11 protein-coding genes are annotated in these 19,634 nt (G+C 61.5%); 6 read left to right on the plus strand and 5 right to left on the minus strand.

The annotated features are described in order from the left end of the window. The first annotated feature begins 617 nt into the window (after window positions 1–617). Window positions 618–1,214, plus strand: coding sequence for a GPR1/FUN34/YaaH family transporter (locus ACB039_RS02825; RefSeq protein ID WP_005315399.1), 597 nt, complete (start codon window positions 618–620; stop codon window positions 1,212–1,214). Window positions 1,215–1,292: 78 nt separating this feature from the next. Here the strand turns inward: ACB039_RS02825 and ACB039_RS02830 are convergent, their stop codons facing one another. Both ACB039_RS02830 and ACB039_RS02835 read right to left on the minus strand, forming a co-directional pair. Next, window positions 1,293–2,102 (minus strand): zinc-dependent peptidase, encoded by an 810-nt coding sequence (locus tag ACB039_RS02830; RefSeq protein WP_041205867.1) that lies wholly within the window; start codon window positions 2,100–2,102, stop codon window positions 1,293–1,295. Window positions 2,103–2,121: 19 nt separating this feature from the next. Continuing rightward, complete coding sequence (locus ACB039_RS02835) at window positions 2,122–2,553, minus strand: GNAT family N-acetyltransferase (protein WP_005324130.1); 432 nt, start codon at window positions 2,551–2,553, stop codon at window positions 2,122–2,124. 306 nt (window positions 2,554–2,859) lie between these two features. On the opposite strand from ACB039_RS02835, the gene ACB039_RS02840 reads away from it, so the two are divergent. After that, window positions 2,860–4,359, plus strand: coding sequence for a sodium:alanine symporter family protein (locus ACB039_RS02840; protein ID WP_041205868.1), 1,500 nt, complete (start codon window positions 2,860–2,862; stop codon window positions 4,357–4,359). A gap of 69 nt (window positions 4,360–4,428) precedes the next feature. Here ACB039_RS02840 and ACB039_RS02845 read toward each other — a convergent pair whose 3' ends face one another. Then, the gene (locus ACB039_RS02845) at window positions 4,429–5,235 is read right to left on the minus strand and encodes a crotonase/enoyl-CoA hydratase family protein (protein WP_182310613.1); all 807 of its coding nucleotides are present in this window, start codon (window positions 5,233–5,235) and stop codon (window positions 4,429–4,431) included. Between the two features lie 159 nt (window positions 5,236–5,394). Here ACB039_RS02845 and ACB039_RS02850 point away from each other — a divergent pair, with 159 nt between their 5' ends. From ACB039_RS02850 to ACB039_RS02865, 4 genes are all read left to right on the plus strand, one after another. Continuing rightward, the gene (locus ACB039_RS02850; protein WP_371165087.1) at window positions 5,395–7,182 is read left to right on the plus strand and encodes a putative nucleotidyltransferase substrate binding domain-containing protein; all 1,788 of its coding nucleotides are present in this window, start codon (window positions 5,395–5,397) and stop codon (window positions 7,180–7,182) included. Window positions 7,183–7,184: 2 nt separating this feature from the next. Beyond that, a complete protein-coding gene (locus ACB039_RS02855) occupies window positions 7,185–7,811 on the plus strand; it encodes a 3'-5' exonuclease (RefSeq protein WP_182310611.1) in 627 nt (208 codons plus the stop codon). 107 nt (window positions 7,812–7,918) lie between these two features. Further along, a complete protein-coding gene (locus ACB039_RS02860; protein WP_005324119.1) occupies window positions 7,919–8,230 on the plus strand; it encodes a DUF485 domain-containing protein in 312 nt (103 codons plus the stop codon). Next, window positions 8,227–9,882, plus strand: a complete 1,656-nt coding sequence (locus ACB039_RS02865) for a cation acetate symporter (RefSeq protein ID WP_371165088.1) — start codon at window positions 8,227–8,229, stop codon at window positions 9,880–9,882. The genes ACB039_RS02860 and ACB039_RS02865 overlap by 4 nt, the downstream gene beginning before the upstream one ends. Window positions 9,883–9,987: 105 nt before the next feature. On the opposite strand, the gene ACB039_RS02870 is transcribed toward ACB039_RS02865, so the two are convergent. After that, window positions 9,988–10,335: a hypothetical protein gene (locus ACB039_RS02870; protein WP_371165089.1), complete on the minus strand. Its 348-nt coding sequence runs from the start codon at window positions 10,333–10,335 to the stop codon at window positions 9,988–9,990. 523 nt (window positions 10,336–10,858) lie between these two features. After that, on the minus strand, window positions 10,859–19,537 hold the full coding sequence (locus ACB039_RS02875) for an LPD38 domain-containing protein (protein WP_371165090.1): 8,679 nt from the start codon (window positions 19,535–19,537) through the stop codon (window positions 10,859–10,861). Between the last annotated feature and the right edge of the window lie 97 nt (window positions 19,538–19,634).

Consider the following 19,634-nt stretch of genomic DNA (forward strand, 5'->3'; position numbering starts at 1 on the left):
ACCAACCCACCCCATGGGCGGGTGGAAAATCCGGCGCTCCCACACAGGCCAGCTTCCAGGTGGTGAGCAGACCGCCTCTGTAAACCTGCGCCCCCCTCAAGCCGGTTGGCAGCAGATATGCACGCCTTCCTTTTCCTCGTGCTTCCTGAAGGAAGATTCCAGGCTCCGCTGGCCGGTCTCCTGTGTCGGACCCAGCACCACGCCCCTGCCCGGTCCTGAGGGCGCCTCTGCCTGGCATCGGGGCTGTGCCGTCAATCAGCAGAGGGTTCCAGAGGATCAAGTGGTGCTGAACACCTCTTGTCTGATGGCATATGAGATGAATTTTCAACCCAGGCGTCGCTTGTTCCAGCGCGCGGTGGGCCCGCAAACCGGTCATCGCGGCAGACGTTCCTTTTGTTACCCGCTTTCATTTCGGGAGCCTTTCATACAAAAAAGCAACATTGAAAATGTTATCCATTCACCCATCGTCTACCTGAATGACACGAATGGTTGGTCACTTAAAATTTCCTGTCATTTTTTTACCATTTAGCCTCCTCCCCCCCTTGCTCGGGGCCGAGAGCCTGCCTAAAATCGCGCGTCTTTTATCAACCCCCACCTCTATTTTTGGAGAACGCCACGTGAGCGAAAAATTGGCCAACCCTGCCCCTCTGGGTCTGATGGGTTTCGGTATGACCACCATTCTGCTGAACATCCATAACGCAGGTTTCTTCCCCATCAGCGCCATGATCCTGGCCATGGGTCTGTGCTATGGCGGTCTGGCCCAGATCATCGCCGGCATCATGGAGTTCAAGCGTGGCAACACCTTCGGTGTCACCGCCTTCATCTCCTACGGCACCTTCTGGTGGAGCCTGGTGTTCCTGCTGGTGATGCCGACCATGGGTCTGGCCGAAGCCACTCCCCACGCCTACATGGGCTGGTACCTGCTGATGTGGGGCATGTTCACCCTGTTCATGCTGGTGGGCACCGTCAACTTCCCGCGCGTGAAGCAGTTCGTGTTCGCCTCCCTGACCGTGCTCTTCTTCCTGCTGGCCGCCCGTGACTTCACCGGCAGCACCCTGATCGGCACCATCGCCGGTTTTGAAGGCATCATCTGCGGCGCCAGCGCCATCTACCTGGCCATGGCCACCGTGATCAACGAGCAGTTCGGCCGCACCGTGCTGCCCATCGGCGATCACAAGAAGGCCGCCGCCGTGCAGCTCAAGGCTGCCGCATAATCTGCCGCGCCCCGGCGCTCGCGCCCATACAAAAGGCACCCTCGGGTGCCTTTTGTTTTTCTGTCGCCGGGACGCCAGTCAGCTGTGCAGCTCACCATCTCCCGCCAGCAATCGGGTGGCCGGAAAACGGGCGGCAGGCTGCTGACCGTAGAAGCGGGTGAACTGCTCATATACCGCCGGATAGGTGTCGCGCAGGCGCAGGGGCTCGGTGAAGAAGCTCTCGCTGCACACCGCGAAGAACTCGGCGGGGTGCGTGGCGGCATAGGGGTCTATCTGCGTTACCTCTCCCCTGGCCAGCGCTGCATTCATCTCATCGAACGCGCTCTGCAGCGCCTGGGTCCATTGCCGCTGATCCATGCTGCTCGGGAGCGGCGGCCCCCCGTCGGCATCCCCTCCCAGCATGTCGAGCTTGTGGGCCAGCTCGTGGATCACCAGGTTGAAACCATCCCAGTCCCCATCCTGCTGCAACTCGCTCCAGGCCAGCACCAGGGGTCCCTGGGGCCAGGACTCGCCGGCGTTCTCCTCTTCAAACTCGCTCACCAGCCCGAACTCGTCCTGCACCTCCTGACGGCGGGTCACGGGTTCGGGGATGATGATCACCTCGTGAAAACCGCGATACCACTCCAACCCCAGATGCAGTATGGGCAACACCGCCTGCAGGGCCAGCACTCCCTGCTGACGGGGGGTGAGCTCGACCCCGAGCTGGGTCAGCGTCTTGCGGGAGAGGAAGTGGCGGGCCAGTTCGATCAGCTGCTGCTCTTCATCGCGGGAGAAGCCCTGCAAGATGGGCACGGCCGCCAGGGCCTGCTGCCACTCTAGCGCTCCCAAGGCATGACTCTCAGCAGGGGATGCAAGACCGAATACCGCTTTCAACCTGGACCAGAACACACAGACTCCTCATGCCACATCAGAATAATTTCACGAACCGTTTCGGCCGCTCGCCATACCCTTGCGCCAGGTAGAAGCGGTGAGCCCCCTCGCGCTTGAGGCTGCTGGAAAGCTCCAGTTGGCTGCAACCCGAGGCCAGCGCTCGCGCCTCGGCCGCCGCCAGCAGCCGGGCCCCCATGCCGCCGCCCCTTGCACCTTCATCGATAACCAGCGCCGAGATCAGGCCCCAGGCTGGTGCAAGGTGCATGGGTTGCAACCTATGCCATACCAGCACCCCGACCATCTCCCCATGATAGAGGGCCACCAGCACCTCCCGGGCCGGATCGGGTTCAGCCAGCCGCCCGTCCACCGCATCGCCCGGGGTCGGATACCCCAGTTGCGCGAACAGCGCTGACAGCAGGGCGCCATCCCCCCGCTCGGCGAGACGAATGGTGCAGTCATTTTCTTTCATTGTCACTCCTGGCCTCCCATTTGCATTATCCCCTCTGAACCCTGGATACGAAAAACATGCACCTGCAAGTTCCGAATCTTGTCCAGTTCCATTCACCATTTGTTAATGTCAATTCACAAATTAACAAAGTGACAACACTTTTCACTAGGAAGGGTCGATACAAACCGATATGTTAAATCCCGCGGACTAACCAGTCGAAAGTCCCGCACAATACTGAGTGACCCCCTTGGTCACCGCATATTTCAATATTAAGGGAGCGAGGCATATAGACCTCGCCAAGACAGCGCAACAAAGGAGTTGTTGTACATGAATGAGATCGTCAATGCCATCAATGGCGTGATTTGGAGCCCAGCGCTCATCTATCTGTGCCTGGGGGTGGGCCTCTACTTCTCCCTGCGCAGCCGTTTCCTGCAACTGCGTCACTTGAAGGGCATGATACGCCTGATGTTCCAGGGCAAGGGCAACGATGCCGGGGTCTCCTCCTTCCAGGCGCTCTCCATGACGCTGGCCGGTCGGGTCGGTACCGGCAACATCGCCGGTGTCGCCACCGCCATCACCTTCGGGGGCCCGGGCGCCCTGTTCTGGATGTGGATGGTCGCCTTCCTCGGCGCCAGCTCCGCCTTCGTGGAGTCCACCCTGGGTCAGGTCTACAAGGAGAAGATCAACGGCGAGTACCGCGGCGGCCCGGCCTTCTACATCGAGAAAGGGCTCGGCATGAAGTGGTACGCCTGGACCTTCGCCATCGCCACCATCTTCGCCTGCGGCGTGTTGCTGCCAGGGGTGCAAGCGAACTCCATCGGCTCCAGCCTGCAGACCGCCTTTGACATCGATCCGAACGTCACCGCCGCCGGTCTGGCGCTGCTGCTCGGCTTCATCATCTTCGGCGGCGTGAAACGCATCGCCAACTTCGCCAGTACTGTGGTGCCCTTCATGGCGCTGGGCTACATCATCGTCGCCTGCGTCATCATCGCCCTCAACATCGGCCAACTGCCCGGTGTGATCCTGCTGATCTGGAAGAGCGCCTTCGGGATGGAAGCCGGTTTCGGTGCCATTCTGGGTCTGGCCATCATGTGGGGTGTCAAACGTGGCGTTTACTCCAACGAAGCGGCACAGGGCACGGGGCCACACGCCTCTTCCGCCGCCGCGGTAAGCCACCCCGCCAAACAGGGCCTGGTGCAGGCGTTCTCCGTCTACATCGACACCCTGTTCGTCTGCTCCGCCACCGGTTTCATGCTGCTGATTACCGGCCTGTACAACGTACAGGGTCCGGACGGTGCCGCCATCTATACCGGCATCGCCGGCATCGCGGCAGGCCCCGGTTATGTACAGACCGCCATGGAGAGCATGATGCCCGGCTTTGGCAACTACTTCGTCGCCATCGCCCTGTTCTTCTTCGCGTTCACCACCATAGTGGCCTACTACTACATCGCCGAAACCAACATCGCCTTTATCAACCGCAAGATTAACCGTCCCTGGCTCACCTTCCTGTTGAAGATCGCTCTGATGGCTGCCACCGTCTACGGCACCGTCAAGACCGCCGATCTGGCCTGGGGCCTCGGTGACATCGGGGTCGGTCTGATGGCCTGGCTCAACATCGGTGCCATCCTGATGCTGCAAAAACCGGCCTTCGCTTGCCTCAAGGATTACGAGGCACAGCTGGCGCAGGGAATTGATCCCGTATTCCACCCGGAGAAACTCGGCATCAAGAACGCCGACTACTGGATTGACAACCGCGCCGAGGTCAACCTGATGCGCGAGCAAACCGGCCATCCCTTCGAGGCAGACCCGGATATCGTTGCCAAGTGATCAGAGGGCACAATGCAAAATGGCAGCTTCGGCTGCCATTTTCATTTGTGTTGCATTGATGATGCGAACTCAGAGAGCGTTGCGGCGGGGTCCGAACGGCAGGCGCCAGCGAAACAGGCTGTTGAGGGTCGCCCGCCACTGGTTGGGACGCCCCAGGATCTGCTGCTGCAAACGGGTCTCTTCTTTCAGCATCACCTCGTCGCTGCGAGCCCAGGCCTGATGGTAGAGCTGCTTGATCCCCGCCAGTGCATCCGGTGACTTGGTGATCAGGGTCCTGGCGAACTCCCGCGCCGCGTCGAGGGGATCCTCGCAGACCCGGCTCACCAGCCCGAGCGCCCTGGCCTCCTGGGCATCCAGCTCGCGGCCGCTCATGGCCAGCTCCATGGCCACGTCCACCCCCATCAGATTGCGCAGGGTGGCGCTGCCACTCATGTCGGGGATGATGCCCCACTTGATCTCCATCACCGAGAAGCGGCAATCCGGGGTGCTGAAGCGAAAATCGGCCCCGAGCGCGATCTGCAGGCCGCCGCCAAAACAGACCCCCTGAGTCACCGCGATCACCGGCACCGGCAACTGGTGCCAGCCGTAGGCGACCCGTTGGGCCAGGTTGGTCGCCTCATCCGCCTCGCGCCTCAATATTTCCAGGGCCGCCACCGGCTGCCTCAGCATGGATTTCACATCCAGTCCGGCGCAGAACGCCCGCCCCTCGCCGTGCAGGATCACCGCCCGCAGTCCCTTCTGCCGCGCCAGCTGGTTCAGCGTCTCGTCGATGGCGCCAAACATGGCCCTATCCAGCGCATTGAGCTTGTCCCCCCGGGTCAGCATCACCTCGGCGATGCCGTCCCGAATCTCGCACCTGATCCTTGGCTTGTCCATTTTCTTCCTCTTCCTTGTGCCGAAACTGGTCATACCACAACGTTACCAGAGTGTGATCGACAGGTACAGGGAGGCCAGCCCCGCTCTGCGACTAAAGTCGGCTGGCCCCGCGCCAGCCCCTTTGCCAGACTGGCCCCATGCTCACGGCCGAGAATAGCCATGTCACTCCTGTTCGATTTTGCCCGCCCGCCGTTTGACTGCCTGGACGTGGCTGCCCGTGAACGGCTCGGCCAGCGCCTCAGCATCTGCTACTTTCGCGCCGGGCAGACGGTGCTGCACCCCGGGGACGAGCCCGCCGGCCTCTATCTCGTCATCAAGGGCGCGGTGGAGGAGTCGGCGCCCCACCAGCCCTTCGGCGACTATGGCGTGGGGGACATGTTCGACGTGCGCGCCCAGTTCGATGGCCGCTGCCGCCATCGCTTCAGCGCCCTAGAAGACACCCTCTGCCAACTGATCCCCCGCGACACCTTCCAGGCGCTGTGCGACGCGCACCCCCCCTTCGCACACTATTTCACCGCAACCCTGGCCGAGCGCCAACGAGAGCAGGAGCGGCGCGGCCAGCTCGGACAACAGAACCTGGCGGAATTCATCCTGACTCGCATCGACCCTGGTCATCTACAGCCAGCCCTGCAACTGGACAGCCAGACCAGCCTGCTGGTCGCGAGCGAAGCCATGGCCAGCCGGGGCACCGACTGCCTGCTCTATCCCGCCGCTGACGGCAGTCTGAGCCTCGCCACCCGCAAGACCCTGCTCCATGCCCTGACCCTCAAGGGACTGCCCCTGACGGCGCCGCTCGCGGTGCTGACCCCGGCACCGCTGATCGGCCTGACGCAAGGCAGCTATCTGTTCGATGCCCTGCTGCTGATGACCCGCCACCGCATCAAGCGGCTGGTCATCTGGCAGGGGCAGGAAGTGGTGGGGATCCTTCACCTGACCCAGGTGCTGGGGCTCTTCTCCACCCACTCCCATGTGCTGACCCTGCGCATCGCTCGAGCCGACAGCTTGCCAGCACTGGAGGCGGTGGCACGGGAGCAGCAACAGCTGACCCGCTCCCTGTTTGCTCAGGGGATCCATACCCTGTTTCTGATGAAGCTCATCGCCACCATCAACGAGCAGTTGATCGCCAAGGCCTTCGCCCTGGTGATCCCCCCCGAGGTGCAGGAGCAGGTGTGCCTGCTGATGCTGGGCTCGGAGGGACGCGGCGAGCAGATCCAGAAGACCGATCAGGACAATGCCCTGATCCTGCGAGATGACCTGGATTGGCCCGCTCGACAGGCCGATCTGGCCGCCTTCAGCACCCTGCTCGAGCGCCTGGGCTATCCCCCCTGCCCGGGGCGGGTGATGGTCAGCAACCCGGACTGGGTGAAGGGCGCACAACAGTGGCAAGACGAGATAGAGCAGGCGTGCGTGCGTGCCAGCGAGGCCGATCTGCTGTGGCTCGCCACCCTGGCCGATGCCCAGGCCATCATGGGGGATCGTCCTCTGCTTACTCCCCTCGCCCGCCACCTGAGACAGTGCCTGGCCGACAGACCGGATCTGCTCGCGGAGATGGCCCGGGCGGCGGTCGCCTTCCACACCCCTCTCACCCTCTTTGGCCGGCTGGAACAGGCCCCCGAGGGGTTGGATCTCAAACGGGGCGGTCTCTTCCCCCTGGTGCACGGCCTGCGGGTGCTGGCCCTGGAGGCAGAAGTGCTGGAGACCTCGACCCTGGGACGGATCGACGCCCTGGTGGCCATGGGGCGCCTCAGCCCCGACTATGGGGCCAACCTGGCGGAAGCCTTCCGGCTGTTTGTGCGGCTGCGGCTGCGCAGCCAGCTCAAGGATGGCGACAGCCGGGTACTGGTCACCGAACTCGCGCACGGGGAGCGGGATCTGCTGCGCCATGCCCTGCATCAGGTGAAGAAGTTCCAGCAGTGGCTCACCTTGCACTTTCGTCTTAGGCAATAGCCATGTTGCGCCGCTGGCGACGTCATTGGCTGGGTAGAGCCTTTCGGGACGGGGAGTTTGCCCCGCTCTTTGCAACCCCCCCAGGAGAGGAGTGGGTGGCGCTGGATTTCGAGACCACCAGCCTGGATCCTGCCAAGGCGGAGATCGTCTCCATCGGCGCGGTGCGCATCCAGGGCAACCAAGTATTGACCGGGGAGGCCCTCAGCATCAAGGTGCAGCCACCGGCCAGTCTGAGCGCGCAGTCGGTGGTGATCCACGGCCTGCGCCATCAGGATCTGCAACAGGGCATGACGCTGGAAGCCGCACTGCGCCTGCTGCTTGCCTTCATCGGGCCCCGTGAACTGGTGGGTTACCACATCGCCTATGACCTGCACATTCTCAACCTGGCCTGCCAGCGGCTCTGGGGGCTGACCCTGCCCCAGCGCGGCCTGGAGGTGAGCCGGCTCTATCATGACCGCCTCTACCGACGCTACCCTGACGCCGTCATCGATCTGCATCTGGCCGCCATCTGCCAGCATCTGGGACTGCCGGCCCTGCCCCTGCACGACGCCCTGAGTGACGCCACCGCCGCCGCCCTCATCTTTCTGCGCCTGCATCAGGGTGGCCCTCTGGCTTATCCCAAAGTCTAATTGTCCGAAAATAACATTTGCTTCACATTTTGATTACATGAGCAGGTCTGCTGCTCGGTAGGGACACCCTTCAATCACAGCTGACACAACCGTCACGGAGAACTGCAATGGAACAGCAACGTTATCTGAGGATCCAGCAAGATCCCAACTTCCAGGAGCTGGTCAGCAAACGCCAGCGCTTCGCTTGGACCCTCTCCATTCTGATGCTGGGGCTCTACCTGGCGTTCATCCTGCTCATCGCCTTTGCCCCGGGCTGGCTCGGCACTCCGCTCAGCGAAGGCTCCAGCATCACCCGCGGCATCCCGGTTGGCGTAGGCCTCATCGTCTCCTCCTTCGTGCTGACCGGCATCTATGTGCTGCGGGCCAACGGCGAGTTTGACGAGCTGAACCAGAAGATCCTCAAGGGAGTGCAATCATGAAAGGCAAGTCTCTGTTGCTGCTTGGCAGCTTGTTGTCCACCCCCCTGCTGGCGGCCGATGCGCTGACCGGCGAGGTGCAACGCCAGCCCCTCAACATCTCGGCCATCGTGATGTTCGTGGTCTTCGTGACCGCCACCCTGTTCATCACCTACTGGGCCTCCAAGCGCAACCGCTCGGCCTCCGACTACTATGCCGCCGGCGGGCGCATCACCGGCTTCCAGAACGGGCTGGCCATCGCCGGTGACTACATGTCCGCCGCCTCCTTCCTCGGTATCTCCGCCCTGGTCTACACCTCCGGCTATGACGGCCTCATCTACTCCATCGGCTTCCTGGTGGGCTGGCCCATCATCCTGTTCCTGATAGCGGAAAGGCTGCGCAACCTCGGCAAGTACACCTTCGCCGACGTGGCTTCCTACCGCCTCAAGCAGACCTCGGTGCGCAGCCTCTCCGCCAGCGGCTCTCTGGTGGTGGTGGCCCTCTACCTCATCGCCCAGATGGTGGGTGCCGGCAAGCTCATCGAGCTGCTGTTCGGCCTGCAATACCATGTGGCCGTGGTGCTGGTCGGCATCCTGATGGTGCTCTACGTGCTGTTCGGCGGCATGCTGGCCACCACCTGGGTGCAGATCATCAAGGCGGTCATGCTGCTCTCCGGCGCCTCCTTCATGGCCATCATGGTGATGAAGTCCGTCAACTTCGATATCGGTGCCCTGTTCAGTGAAGCGGTCAAGGTCCATGCCAATGGCGCCGCCATCATGAGTCCGGGTGGCCTGGTGGCCGACCCCATCTCCGCCATCTCCTTAGGGCTGGCCCTGATGTTCGGCACCGCCGGTCTGCCCCACATACTGATGCGTTTCTTCACCGTGAGCGACGCCAAGGAAGCCCGTAAATCGGTGTTCTATGCCACCGGCTTCATCGGCTACTTCTACATCCTGACCTTCATCATCGGCTTCGGTGCCATCCTGCTGGTCAGCACCAACCCGGACTTCAAGGACGCCACCGGCGCCCTGCTGGGAGGCACCAACATGGCCGCCGTCCATCTGGCCGACGCCGTGGGTGGCAGCCTGTTCCTCGGCTTCATCTCCGCCGTGGCCTTCGCCACCATACTCGCCGTGGTTGCCGGGCTGACCCTGGCGGGTGCCTCTGCGGTCTCCCACGACCTCTATGCCTGCGTCATCAAGGAAGGCAAGGCCAACGAAGCCGACGAGCTGCGCGTCTCCAAGATGACCACACTGGTGCTGGGTGTCGTCGCCATTGGGCTCGGCATCCTGTTCGAGAAGCAGAACATCGCCTTCATGGTGGGCCTGGCCTTCTCCATCGCGGCGAGCTGCAACTTCCCGGTGCTCTTCCTCTCCATGTTCTGGTCCCGCCTCACCACCCGCGGCGCCGTCTATGGTGGCTGGCTGGGCCTCATCAGCGCCGTGACCCTGATGATCCTGGGCCCCACCGTGTGGGTGAAGGTACTGGGCCATGCACAGGCGATCTTCCCCTACGAATACCCGGCGCTCTTCTCCATGGCGCTGGCCTTCATCGGGATCTGGTTCTTCTCGGTCACCGACAAGTCCCAGAACGCCTCCGAGGAACACCAGAAGTTCTTCCCGCAGTTCGTCCGCTCCCAGACCGGGCTCGGTGCCTCCGGCGCCTCCGCCCACTAAGGTTGTCTGACCGCCCCCAAGCCGGCCCAGTGCCGGCTTTTTTCATTCAGGGCATTCCCCCTCGCCGCCTCTTTCCCGGCCCACCAGCGAGTGGCGCCTTTCCCGTCACATTCCCCCCTTGCAATGGGTCTCGATCACAGTTCTTGCTAAAACTTTCGGGGGATCTGTGCCATAATGCGCGCCATTTGACAGACAACCCGGGACATCTCCTTTGTTAAGCAGCAACAACATCATCGTGTAAGCTGAAACCGCCCGAAAGGCGCGCCATACCTGTGATTTAACTGCTTTTTCACAACACGTATTAAGGTCAATCCCCCCCCATTTCCCCGTATTTTCCCTCTCGTTTTGCCCCAAAATTGCCCCAAGAAATTCCCGCTTTGCAGACATAGAAAAGCCCGCACAGTGGCGGGCTAATCCGAATCCTTCCACATCATTACGACGCTGTGGTTTCATCGCGAAGTTTTTCAAGAATGCGCGCGAATCTATCTTCCTCCTGAGGCGTCAAATCCAATGTCTCGATAAACTCTTCTAGTTCTACCAATGATGGTGCCATCCAATGTCTCCCTTTCTCTCTCAGCCTCTCGGCTGTGAAGCACTGTATAGACATACAGTTACAAGGCGAATCTATCATTTTTGGACCGCTTTGGGTATTAAAAAAGAGGCCGTGGCCCCTTCATGTATCATGTCCTTCACGAAGCTGTGGCCTCAATTTCACCAGATACTAGTGAGAACGTTCAACGCAAACCCTATCAAGGCAGCTAAGAAACTGAACGCCATGAAGGTGTCCAGGTCATCGCGACTGGACTTACTGAAGCACCAGCACCCGGCAGCAAAAGGTATCAGTGCCAGGGTGAAACTGATGCTGAACGCTTTAAGCGCCAGCACCATGCATCCGATCGCAAGCAACAGCCACATGGTTGAGCCCCATAGATAAAGGCCTCAGTCTACTTCCATCAATATGACCATGGCAGGGCCGCTATTCCCAGTTCCGCCGGTTGGTACTGACTGCCTGGTACACGAGGTCATTACGACGAGCCAGCAGCTCATCGATGCGCCGGCGCTTCTCCTCAGCCCCCATGATCTTGTCACGCTGGATTAGCTCTATCTTGTTGCGCACCACCCTAACTTGCTGCTGCGTGCGGCTCAGGCTACGGCGTGATTTGAGGATCCCACCCTGTTCCGTCAGCAACTCACTGGCCTTATCTGTCAGCCCCTCGCTGCGGTACTGGTCCACTGTACGCTTGAGCTGGTTTACCTCGCTCAGCATCCGGTAAAACTCTTCCATGTGCTGGGTAGACTTGGCCGGCCCGGTGCCGCGGTACACCGCTTTCACCAGTGGGATCTCGTCGGCGCGCCAGGCTGCTGACTCTCCCGGTCTGGCCGCACGGATCAGGCCATCAGCTGCTGCCATTACATAGCTGCCCATGGTGCCGGTATAGCCGATCACAAGGTGCTCCAGTTGCTTTGGTGATAAGCCAGACATCTCGCCAAGCTCCCGCATCAGCAGGCTGGTCTGTTCGTTGTAGCGCGCCTCGGCACGTACGGCCAGATCCTGCGGGCTGTCGATAGGGCCGCCCCGGAAACTGTCATAGTTGAAAGCAGCCTCCACCATCGGCTTGACGATCTGCGGAGTCGGGTTCAGAGCGAAGGTGTCCCCGATCGCCCTGGCCACCGCCTTGCCGAACTGGGCGCCGGTGTCCTTGTCACCCAGGGCACGCACCATGCGCTCCGGGATGGTGCCGAACATCACCCCAATCTCGAACGGCTTGGGGATCCGGAAGTGCTGATCGCCGACAAAGAAGTGCCAGTTGGCGTCTTTGTCCCAGTCCGGCAGCTCCTCATATCGCTCATCGTCCCAGTTGGTGGCCAGCAGTCCGAGTGACATGGCAGTGATCATGCCAGCCCGCTTGGCGATTTCGCGCGGATTATCACGCAGTTCCCGCGTCAACTTGCCAAGCCCCTGTAGGCGGGCATTGAAGAACGGTAGGATCATGGCCGCCCCCTGAATGGCGCGGGCCGCCCCCAGCATGGAGAAGTCCATCAAATCCTTCGACTCGAATGCCGCCTGGGCGTGGCTCTTGCCTGCCTTGATGGCCGCATCATATACAGCCTCACGGTTGCCATTCTCCACCGCCTCACCAAGCCTGCTGTACTTCTCCCACACGTCAGCCACCACGCCCTTGGCATGCGCCGCATTGCGGATGATGGACTTCTCATAACGAGTAATCTGCTCCGGAGTCATCCCCTTGCGCCGCAGCGACTTGCGCACGGTATCGGCCATAGCCCCAGGGTCATTGCCGTTGACGTAGCCACCCAGGAAGCTGGCCCCGCTGAACATCACATCGATGGTGCTACCATCCATCGCCAGGGTCTTCTTCACCCCACGAATAGAGCCAATCACCGGCTTGAAGCCATCCTTGCTGATTGCCCAGCTGGAGAGGGAGTCGCGTAAGAAGTTGCGCAGCATGAACTCGGGTGACGCTGTGACCCCAGCCGTCAGCAGGCGCTTGGCTTTGGCGGCCACGTTGACCATGGCGCCGAACGGCTGGCGATCGAAGAAGGTCATGGCGCGATAGAGGTCCGGATCCTCAACCCGGATCATGTAGTCCTCCCCCTCCAACTTCACGGTGATCAGGTCTTTCCCATTCTTGAGAGCACGCCAATCCATCATGTTGGGTTTGGCAACTACCTCGATGATGCCGGTGTCAGCCAGGTTCCAAACCGTCTTCTGGGCCGCCATGTTCTTCATGGAGGCGTCGATCAGCTTGCTGGTGCTGGTGAAGATGTTCTCGAGCAGATCGTTGGTGTTGGCCTCCCCGCCCTTGAGCTTCTTGATGCCCGCATTCTGGTTGGCAATGCCCCTCGGCTTGAAGGGGGCAATAACATCGCCATCGTCAGATTCACGGAAGAAGGGGATGTACCACTCGCTTTCAAACTCAGCCCGCGCCTCCTGGGTAAACAGTCCTGCCTCCTGCGCCAGATCAAGGGTGGCGGCATTGAGGCGGTTCCAGCGGGCCTTGGCCTCCATGAACTTGGCCTCTTTGCCTTTGCCCTGGGCTTTGAGCGCAGCAATGTCATTGGCATCGAGCAGGTTCTCGCGTCCCTGAGCCAGTAGGATCTCCGCCCGGTGACCAGCCATCCAGCCAAGCCAGTTGTGAAGGTCACTCCCCAGATCAGAGAAGATACCGAGCAGGGCATCTTTTTCGCCAGTGCCGGCCTTACGCTGGATCACTCCGTCCTTCCACTCCGGCAGGCCATAAAGCATGGTGGCCTGCATAGTGGAGGCCGCCCCGGTCGCCATGCGTGCAGCCACATAGCCGGAGTCTGCCGCGTCAGTTATGCCTGCGGCATCCTCGGCATACTTGATGGGAGCTAGGGCGTCGAGCACCTCGGTGTTGGCCTTCTTGATGAAGCGGTCAACCCAGGACTCCACCACGCTACGGTCAACCGCGCGCAGCTTGTCCAGATTGGCCTTGGACTTGTCGATGATGTCGGGCTTTGCGCCGAGATTCAGCTTTCCCATGGCCTTGTCTGCAGCGGTGGCCGTCTGGCTCATCCTGACACCACCTTTCTTGATCGGCGCCTGAGCATCCTCCTGACTGAATTTCTTGCCACCATCGGGGCCATTGTCCTCAGGGCCAGTGCGCTGCAACTTCTTACCCAGCCCCTCGATCAGGGCGCGGGTCTCCGCAGCGGTGATGCCATCCGGTACAAAGCCAACAGCGCGCAGCGCCCGGGTGACCCAGGCCACCACCCTATCCCAACCTCGGCCCCACGCTCCTTGCTCCAGCTCGGCGAGATGGGCGACCACCTCCTCGGCCTTGGTACCGATGTCCTCGTCGGCATAATGGGTGTTTACCCAGTCCCACACCGGCTTCATGCTGGGGTCCTTTTGCGACTGGATGAGGCGGCTCATGAGCTTGGTGTATTCCCCATCACCCAGGACGTTGGCCAGGCCGTAGTGGGCCAATACCTCATGGCGAAGGATCTCGCGCATCCGCTTGGGGTCGGAAATGGTGTCCGCAGCCACGTGCAGGGTGCCGGCATCGTCGTCAAACGCCGCACGCCGGATCAACCCCTCCTTGGTATCCAGTCCCAGAGCCCCCTCGAGTTCCCCCTGAGTGGCGTGGATCTTCACATCAATGCCGGCGGCGCCGCGGTACTGATTGAACCACCCCTTGGTGACCAGCTCCGCCTCTTTGCGGGTAAGGTGTTTGGCTGGCTTGTCACCCTGGGCCATAGCCTGTTTGGAAAACAGGATGGTGCGATCCCCATCCTGCCGGTGCTCCAGGGTATCGATGAACTGGTCGAACCCGGCGCGAATGGCCTGCACCTCACCCGCCGTGGCATAGGGATAGCTCCCCTCCAGCTCCACCCCCAACGCTGCCTCGGCGTCCCATTGCGACTCACTGACGATATTGACCAGGTAGTCGTTGCTGGCACCCTGATCCTGTAGTTTGGCAATCAGATATGACTCGAAGGCCCGCGCTGACAACTCCACATCTGTGGTCCAGTATGCCTTGCTGCGACGGCTGTCGAGTTTTTGTGAGCGCGCCTTGAGCGAGGTCTGCTTGATTGCGCGCATGACAGCACCGTAGGCCTCCACCATCTCCTTGCGCACCGATCCTCGGTGAGCAAAGGCGCTGCCACGTGCAGCTAGGCTGACATCCAGCGCCTCGCTCATGTAGTCGGCGCCCTCGCTCCGCAGGCGGGAGAAATAGTTGTCGAGCGCATGCCACCACTCGTGGCCCAGCGAGCCGGCGCCGTTCATCTTGGTCAGGTTTATGACCACTTTGCCCCGCTCATAGTGGGCGGCAGCGGGCGTGATGCCACCCGTGCCCCGCGCCCCAAATGCCAGCCCCAGCTCGCCGTTGAGGGAGAGGGCCTTGGGCGGCACCCCGATGATGGCGGCCAGATCCATCATGGCATCATAGGCATTATTGAGGTCTTGCTGGCGGCGGCCTTTCTCCACCCAGTTGCCAAACTCCACCCCCCTAAAGCCAAAGGCATTGGCGAACTGCTCCATGGTCACATCCTGACCAGCACGCATGTCCTCGCCCACACGTGGCTGATTGATATCTCGGCGCTCGAGCGGGATCACCTTGCGCTGCGCCAGTTTGGCGACCAGCTCATCCTGATGCTCTTCCCGGTAGGCGCGAGCATCTCCCACTTTCTCAAAAGGCGGGCTCAGATCGAGATAGTTGCGGCCCACCTTTTTGCCGACCACCCAGCCCTTGCCTGCGCCATGACTGTAGATATCGAAGCTGATCGCCTTGGGCTTGCTGGCTTCGGCCGTCAACGCCTCGTATTGGCGCTTGAAGGCATCGATGGCCTGCTGCTTGGTGTCACCTTGGGCCAGCATGCGCGGCCAGGCCCCCATGGCGCTGGAGTTACCCTCGCGCTGGACCGACCAAATCGTCTTGGGTGGATCGTATTTCACCCCCCCGAACAGGCTGTACTCGCCGCGCTCCAGCTTGAGGTCGGCCAGGCTGCGCTGGTGCCCCACCGCCTCATACAGCTCGGCGCGACTTACCACGCCCCGAGCCAGGTGCAATTTTGAGTCTGCAATCCGCTGCTGCACCTCCTTCGCCATCACTTCATCGTCCAGCATGCTAAGCGAGGCATCCCGCAAATTCTTGACGGCATCAGCCCAGCCCTGCAGCCTCCAGCCGATCTTCGGCTTGGCCGGGATGCTGTCGCGGGCAGCGCGAATGATGGCCACCACCTTGGGGGGCACCCCACCGTCGATCAGCTTTTGGTAGTCTGGTGCCGGCCAGGCCTTGGACAACGGCAGCGTCTTGATCTCCTCGACCGTTTCACCCTGCACGCTGTCCCGGTAAGCGGCCCACACATCCTTGCGGGCTCCACCAATCTTCTGACCAAAGTCGGTGATGGTCTCCTTGCTGCCTGCTGCTGGCACTGGTTTGGCTGCGGACAGCTTGCTACTTGCCTTGGCGCCTATCTCTGAATACACATCCTTGGCGAGTTTGATGGCTTCGTCTCGATCGTTCTGCCAGTTGCTATCAAGCAGTGTGCTGAAGCGGTAAGCGTCATGCAGTCCGCGTGCATCTTTGATGGTGTCGTAAACCTTCTTTTGAGCTGGAAGCGAGGCGTTGCGATCGTTGCGGATTGGCTCCTTGCTGAAGGTGGCGATCACCTCATCCAAATCCGGATGACCCGTACCCGCGGCCTCGATGGCCTTGGCGCGCTCGGCCTTACGCTCGGCCTTAGCGGCCGCCACCATCGCATTCACATCAGCTTTACCAGAGCCGGTACCACGCAGCCCCTTGACTGGCTTGGTTGTATCACCCTCCTTTATCCAGCGCTTGAAGGTATCCACTGGCATGGACTTGATTGCCCCCAACCCTTCCCAACCCTGTTCGTAGTTCGCCAGATAGCCGGCACGGGCAGCCTGTTCATCGGCAAAGCCCATCATCACTTTATGCTCGTCAAACTTGCCGGTGCCGGGGTCCACCTGATCCACCACATAGACCATCTCGCTATCGGGCTGATCACCAATGAACGCATCAACGTGATCACCATCCGCCCCTAGGGTGCGTTTGATGTAGCCGTAGTCATGGACCATGGTTGACTGCCACGCCTTGCCATCCCGATCGGTACCGGAACGGATGGATCCCCTGGGGTTCTCAAGCGCGATTTCCAGTCCCTGCAGCTTGAGGTGGCCCTTCTTGTAGTTCCCCGCCTCCTTCTGCGCCTCGGTGGGCTCCGGCGCTACGTCGGCACGAGCAGCTTCGAGCTGCTGCACCGGCTCACTGGCGACAGCCATGGCGACCTCCCGCACCTTGGCCACAGACGCCTTGGCCACCAACATGCCATCCCGCCGTGGGATAGCCTTCACCCCGTTATCCTTGGCCCACTGCATGATGGCGGGCACCTCCCCCCTCAAGGTCAGGGTACCGTCAGGGTTATCGACCATCTCTGTCCAGGGCGTCGAGGTTGCGGGCCCAGAAACAGCAACCCCGGCATCAGTGGCCGGGGTTGTCAGTGTTGGGTCATTCTGCTGCTGTCCATCTGGTGCAGGTAGAGCAGGAGGGAGATCTGTCGGATCTCCGGTTCCAGTTTGCTCGGTGAGCCCGGCAGGGGCTGTTCCAGTGCCCGCTGCAGCTGGTTCGCCTGCGCCAGGCTGATCACCTTGTCGTTCACTGCCGATTGCAGGTACTGGGGCAACTGGCTCATTGCTGACCTCTGCTTGTGGTTGGTTGGCGGGGATCACCTCGCGGTATCTGGTATCGATAGCTGGCGCGAGTTGCTGCTGGTTGGCATTTGCCTGAAACGGGGGGGCCACCGCATCATCACCGACGTCTTTTGCTGTCAGATCTGACAATTGACCCAGCTCTCCGGCATTGATGTCGCTGAGCTGTGATTCGACAACGCCTTGTTGAGGGGCTGTGTTTACGGGGTTGGATGGCGCTCCACGCACCTGTTCCACTTCGGCGATCTCGGCCACGCCAAAGCCGCCGCCATTGAGGGGGACCGGGGTCTCCTTGCCCTTGCGGCTGGCCATGGCAGCCTCTTTCGCGCTGGCAAAGGGCTTGCCTTTGCGGGTAATGCGCAAGGTCTGGAGCGGGCCAAAGATGCTGTCAGTCTCAGCGCCGACCGGCACATCTCCCTTCATCTGCGTAGCATCGGGCTGTCGCTGATCGCTGCCATAGATCACATCGCGGTGCGGGAGCTCGGTGCCAACCTCGCGCCCATCCCCGTCAATGGTCGCCCCAGGCAGCGCGATATTTTCTTGCTCCGCAACCGCTTCGGGCGGGAGCAGATCCCCCTCCTGCCCGCTCTGCCACCGGGTGCGCTCGCTGCCTCGAAACTGAGGACCGGGTCCGGCCTGGCGATCATCGTGGTCACCCGGCGCGGCCACCCCGTCCCCTTTGTGCTTGGCATTGGCGTCACCGGCAAAGATCACATCTTTGAGCGGCAAGGCAGGGCGCTGCCCCTCCACCGCCACCTGCAGGGCGCTCTTGTTGCCAGCAAAGGGGTCAGTCCCCAGCTCACCACCCTGCACACGCTCATAGAGGCTCTTACCCTGCTCACCCCCCTGGACCTGGATAGTCACCAGCTCCTGCACTGAGGGGCCAAACTCACCAGCCAGGGCACGCTGCACCTCGCTATCCTGGGCCAGCCCCTTGAACCGGTCAGCAGTATCGTCCTGTCGTAGGTATGCTGGCACATCCCTCATTTCGTCGAACTGGCTTGGGCTGGGGCCGAGTGGGTTTTGCTCGCTACTTGCCTGCAGTGGATCCGTCAGACCATCCACGGCAGCGGCCAGATTAGGCTGTACCATCTGATCATGCTCAGTGGTCGGAGTAAGATCAGCTGCAGGCATGGGCTCCGCAGCTGGAGTAGAAGCCGCATCATCCATCATCACCGATACGGGGTCAGAGAGCGGATCTTTGGTGCCCTGCTCCTGGCCATCGGCATGCTTACCGCTTCGCAATCCACCAACCGCCCCCACCGCTCCGCCGGTACCCATCCCGATCATGCCACCCTCAAGCGCACTCGACACCACGCCTTTCATCGGGTCGATGTCGGCAGCGGCTACCTTGTTCAGCGCCTCGTTCACTGCGTATTGCTGAGTACCCTCTTCAAGGGTCTCACCGATCCCCTCGCCAAGCGCCCCTTTGGCAGCCCCTTTCAGCATGCCGCCAGCCGCAGCCTTACCTGCCAGCATTTTGAACAGCATGGCGTCACCCATCATGGACCCCATGGCAGCCGCGCCCCAGGTCTTGGCATCGCTCATGGTCGCGCGACTGGCAACGTTGGCCGTCTCTTCCCGGGCCATTGCCAGTTTCTCCTCGTCGGAGAGGTGTGCCGTTTGTTGATCCTGGTCGATGCGGGTGAAGGATTGGCGGAAGGTGTCGCTCGCAGCCAACTCGTCATAGCCCATCGTAAGCACGGACTCTTTGGCGTTCATCCCCGCACTGCCAACCGACCCGGTCGCCCCCGTAGTCACAGCGGCGCCGGTGGCGATTTTGGATACGGCCTTAGCCGCCACTGCTTCGGCCACCTCCTGGGTCACGCCACGCTTGAGCATGGTCGCGGTGACCGCACGGCCAATAGAGGCTTTGGCTGCCAACCCTGTGACGCCGCCAGCCGCCAGGGTCGGCAGCAAGGAGCCAACCCCCTGCGCCATTTTCATGGCCCAGACATCGATATCCCCTGCACCATCCCCCAGGGTCAAACGGCCTTCCGGTGTTTCATCTACCAGCCGGCGCCCCATGGCCTCCTTGGCATCCGCACTCATTCCCTCGGTTAGCGACTCGGCTCCCCCTTGGGCCAGGTCACCTGCGCCCGCAACCGCATCCAGCACAGGGCTCAGCTTGTTGGCCATATTGGCGCGGGCCTGCTCCAGATAATCCCCACCCTGCTTGCCAGCATTCTCCTTGCCGAAGTTGCTGGCCTGCCTTGCCAGTTCGCCAATGCCGCCTACCAGCTCCAATGCGCCCGCACCCACCCCACGCGCCACATCACCCAGACCGACATCAAGGTCGCGCTTGGCGGCCGGGTGGGCAGATTGGGGCGGTGCAGCCTCGGCAGCAGACAGGCTGCTATCCAGGTTTCCCCAGAAGGGGTCATTGAGGGTGTCAGATTGTTGCGGCTGTGGCAGGGCGTCACGCAGTCCAGGCTTTTCCATGGTGTCCTCGGATTCTGGCAAAAAGAAAAGCCCCGACCGGGTAACCGATCAGGGCTTTGTGGGGTGGGCGGTCAGCATGCAGACTGGCCGACTATGG

Source organism: Aeromonas sp. S2(2024), from assembly GCF_041402505.1.
Lineage (GTDB): Bacteria > Pseudomonadota > Gammaproteobacteria > Enterobacterales > Aeromonadaceae > Aeromonas > Aeromonas media.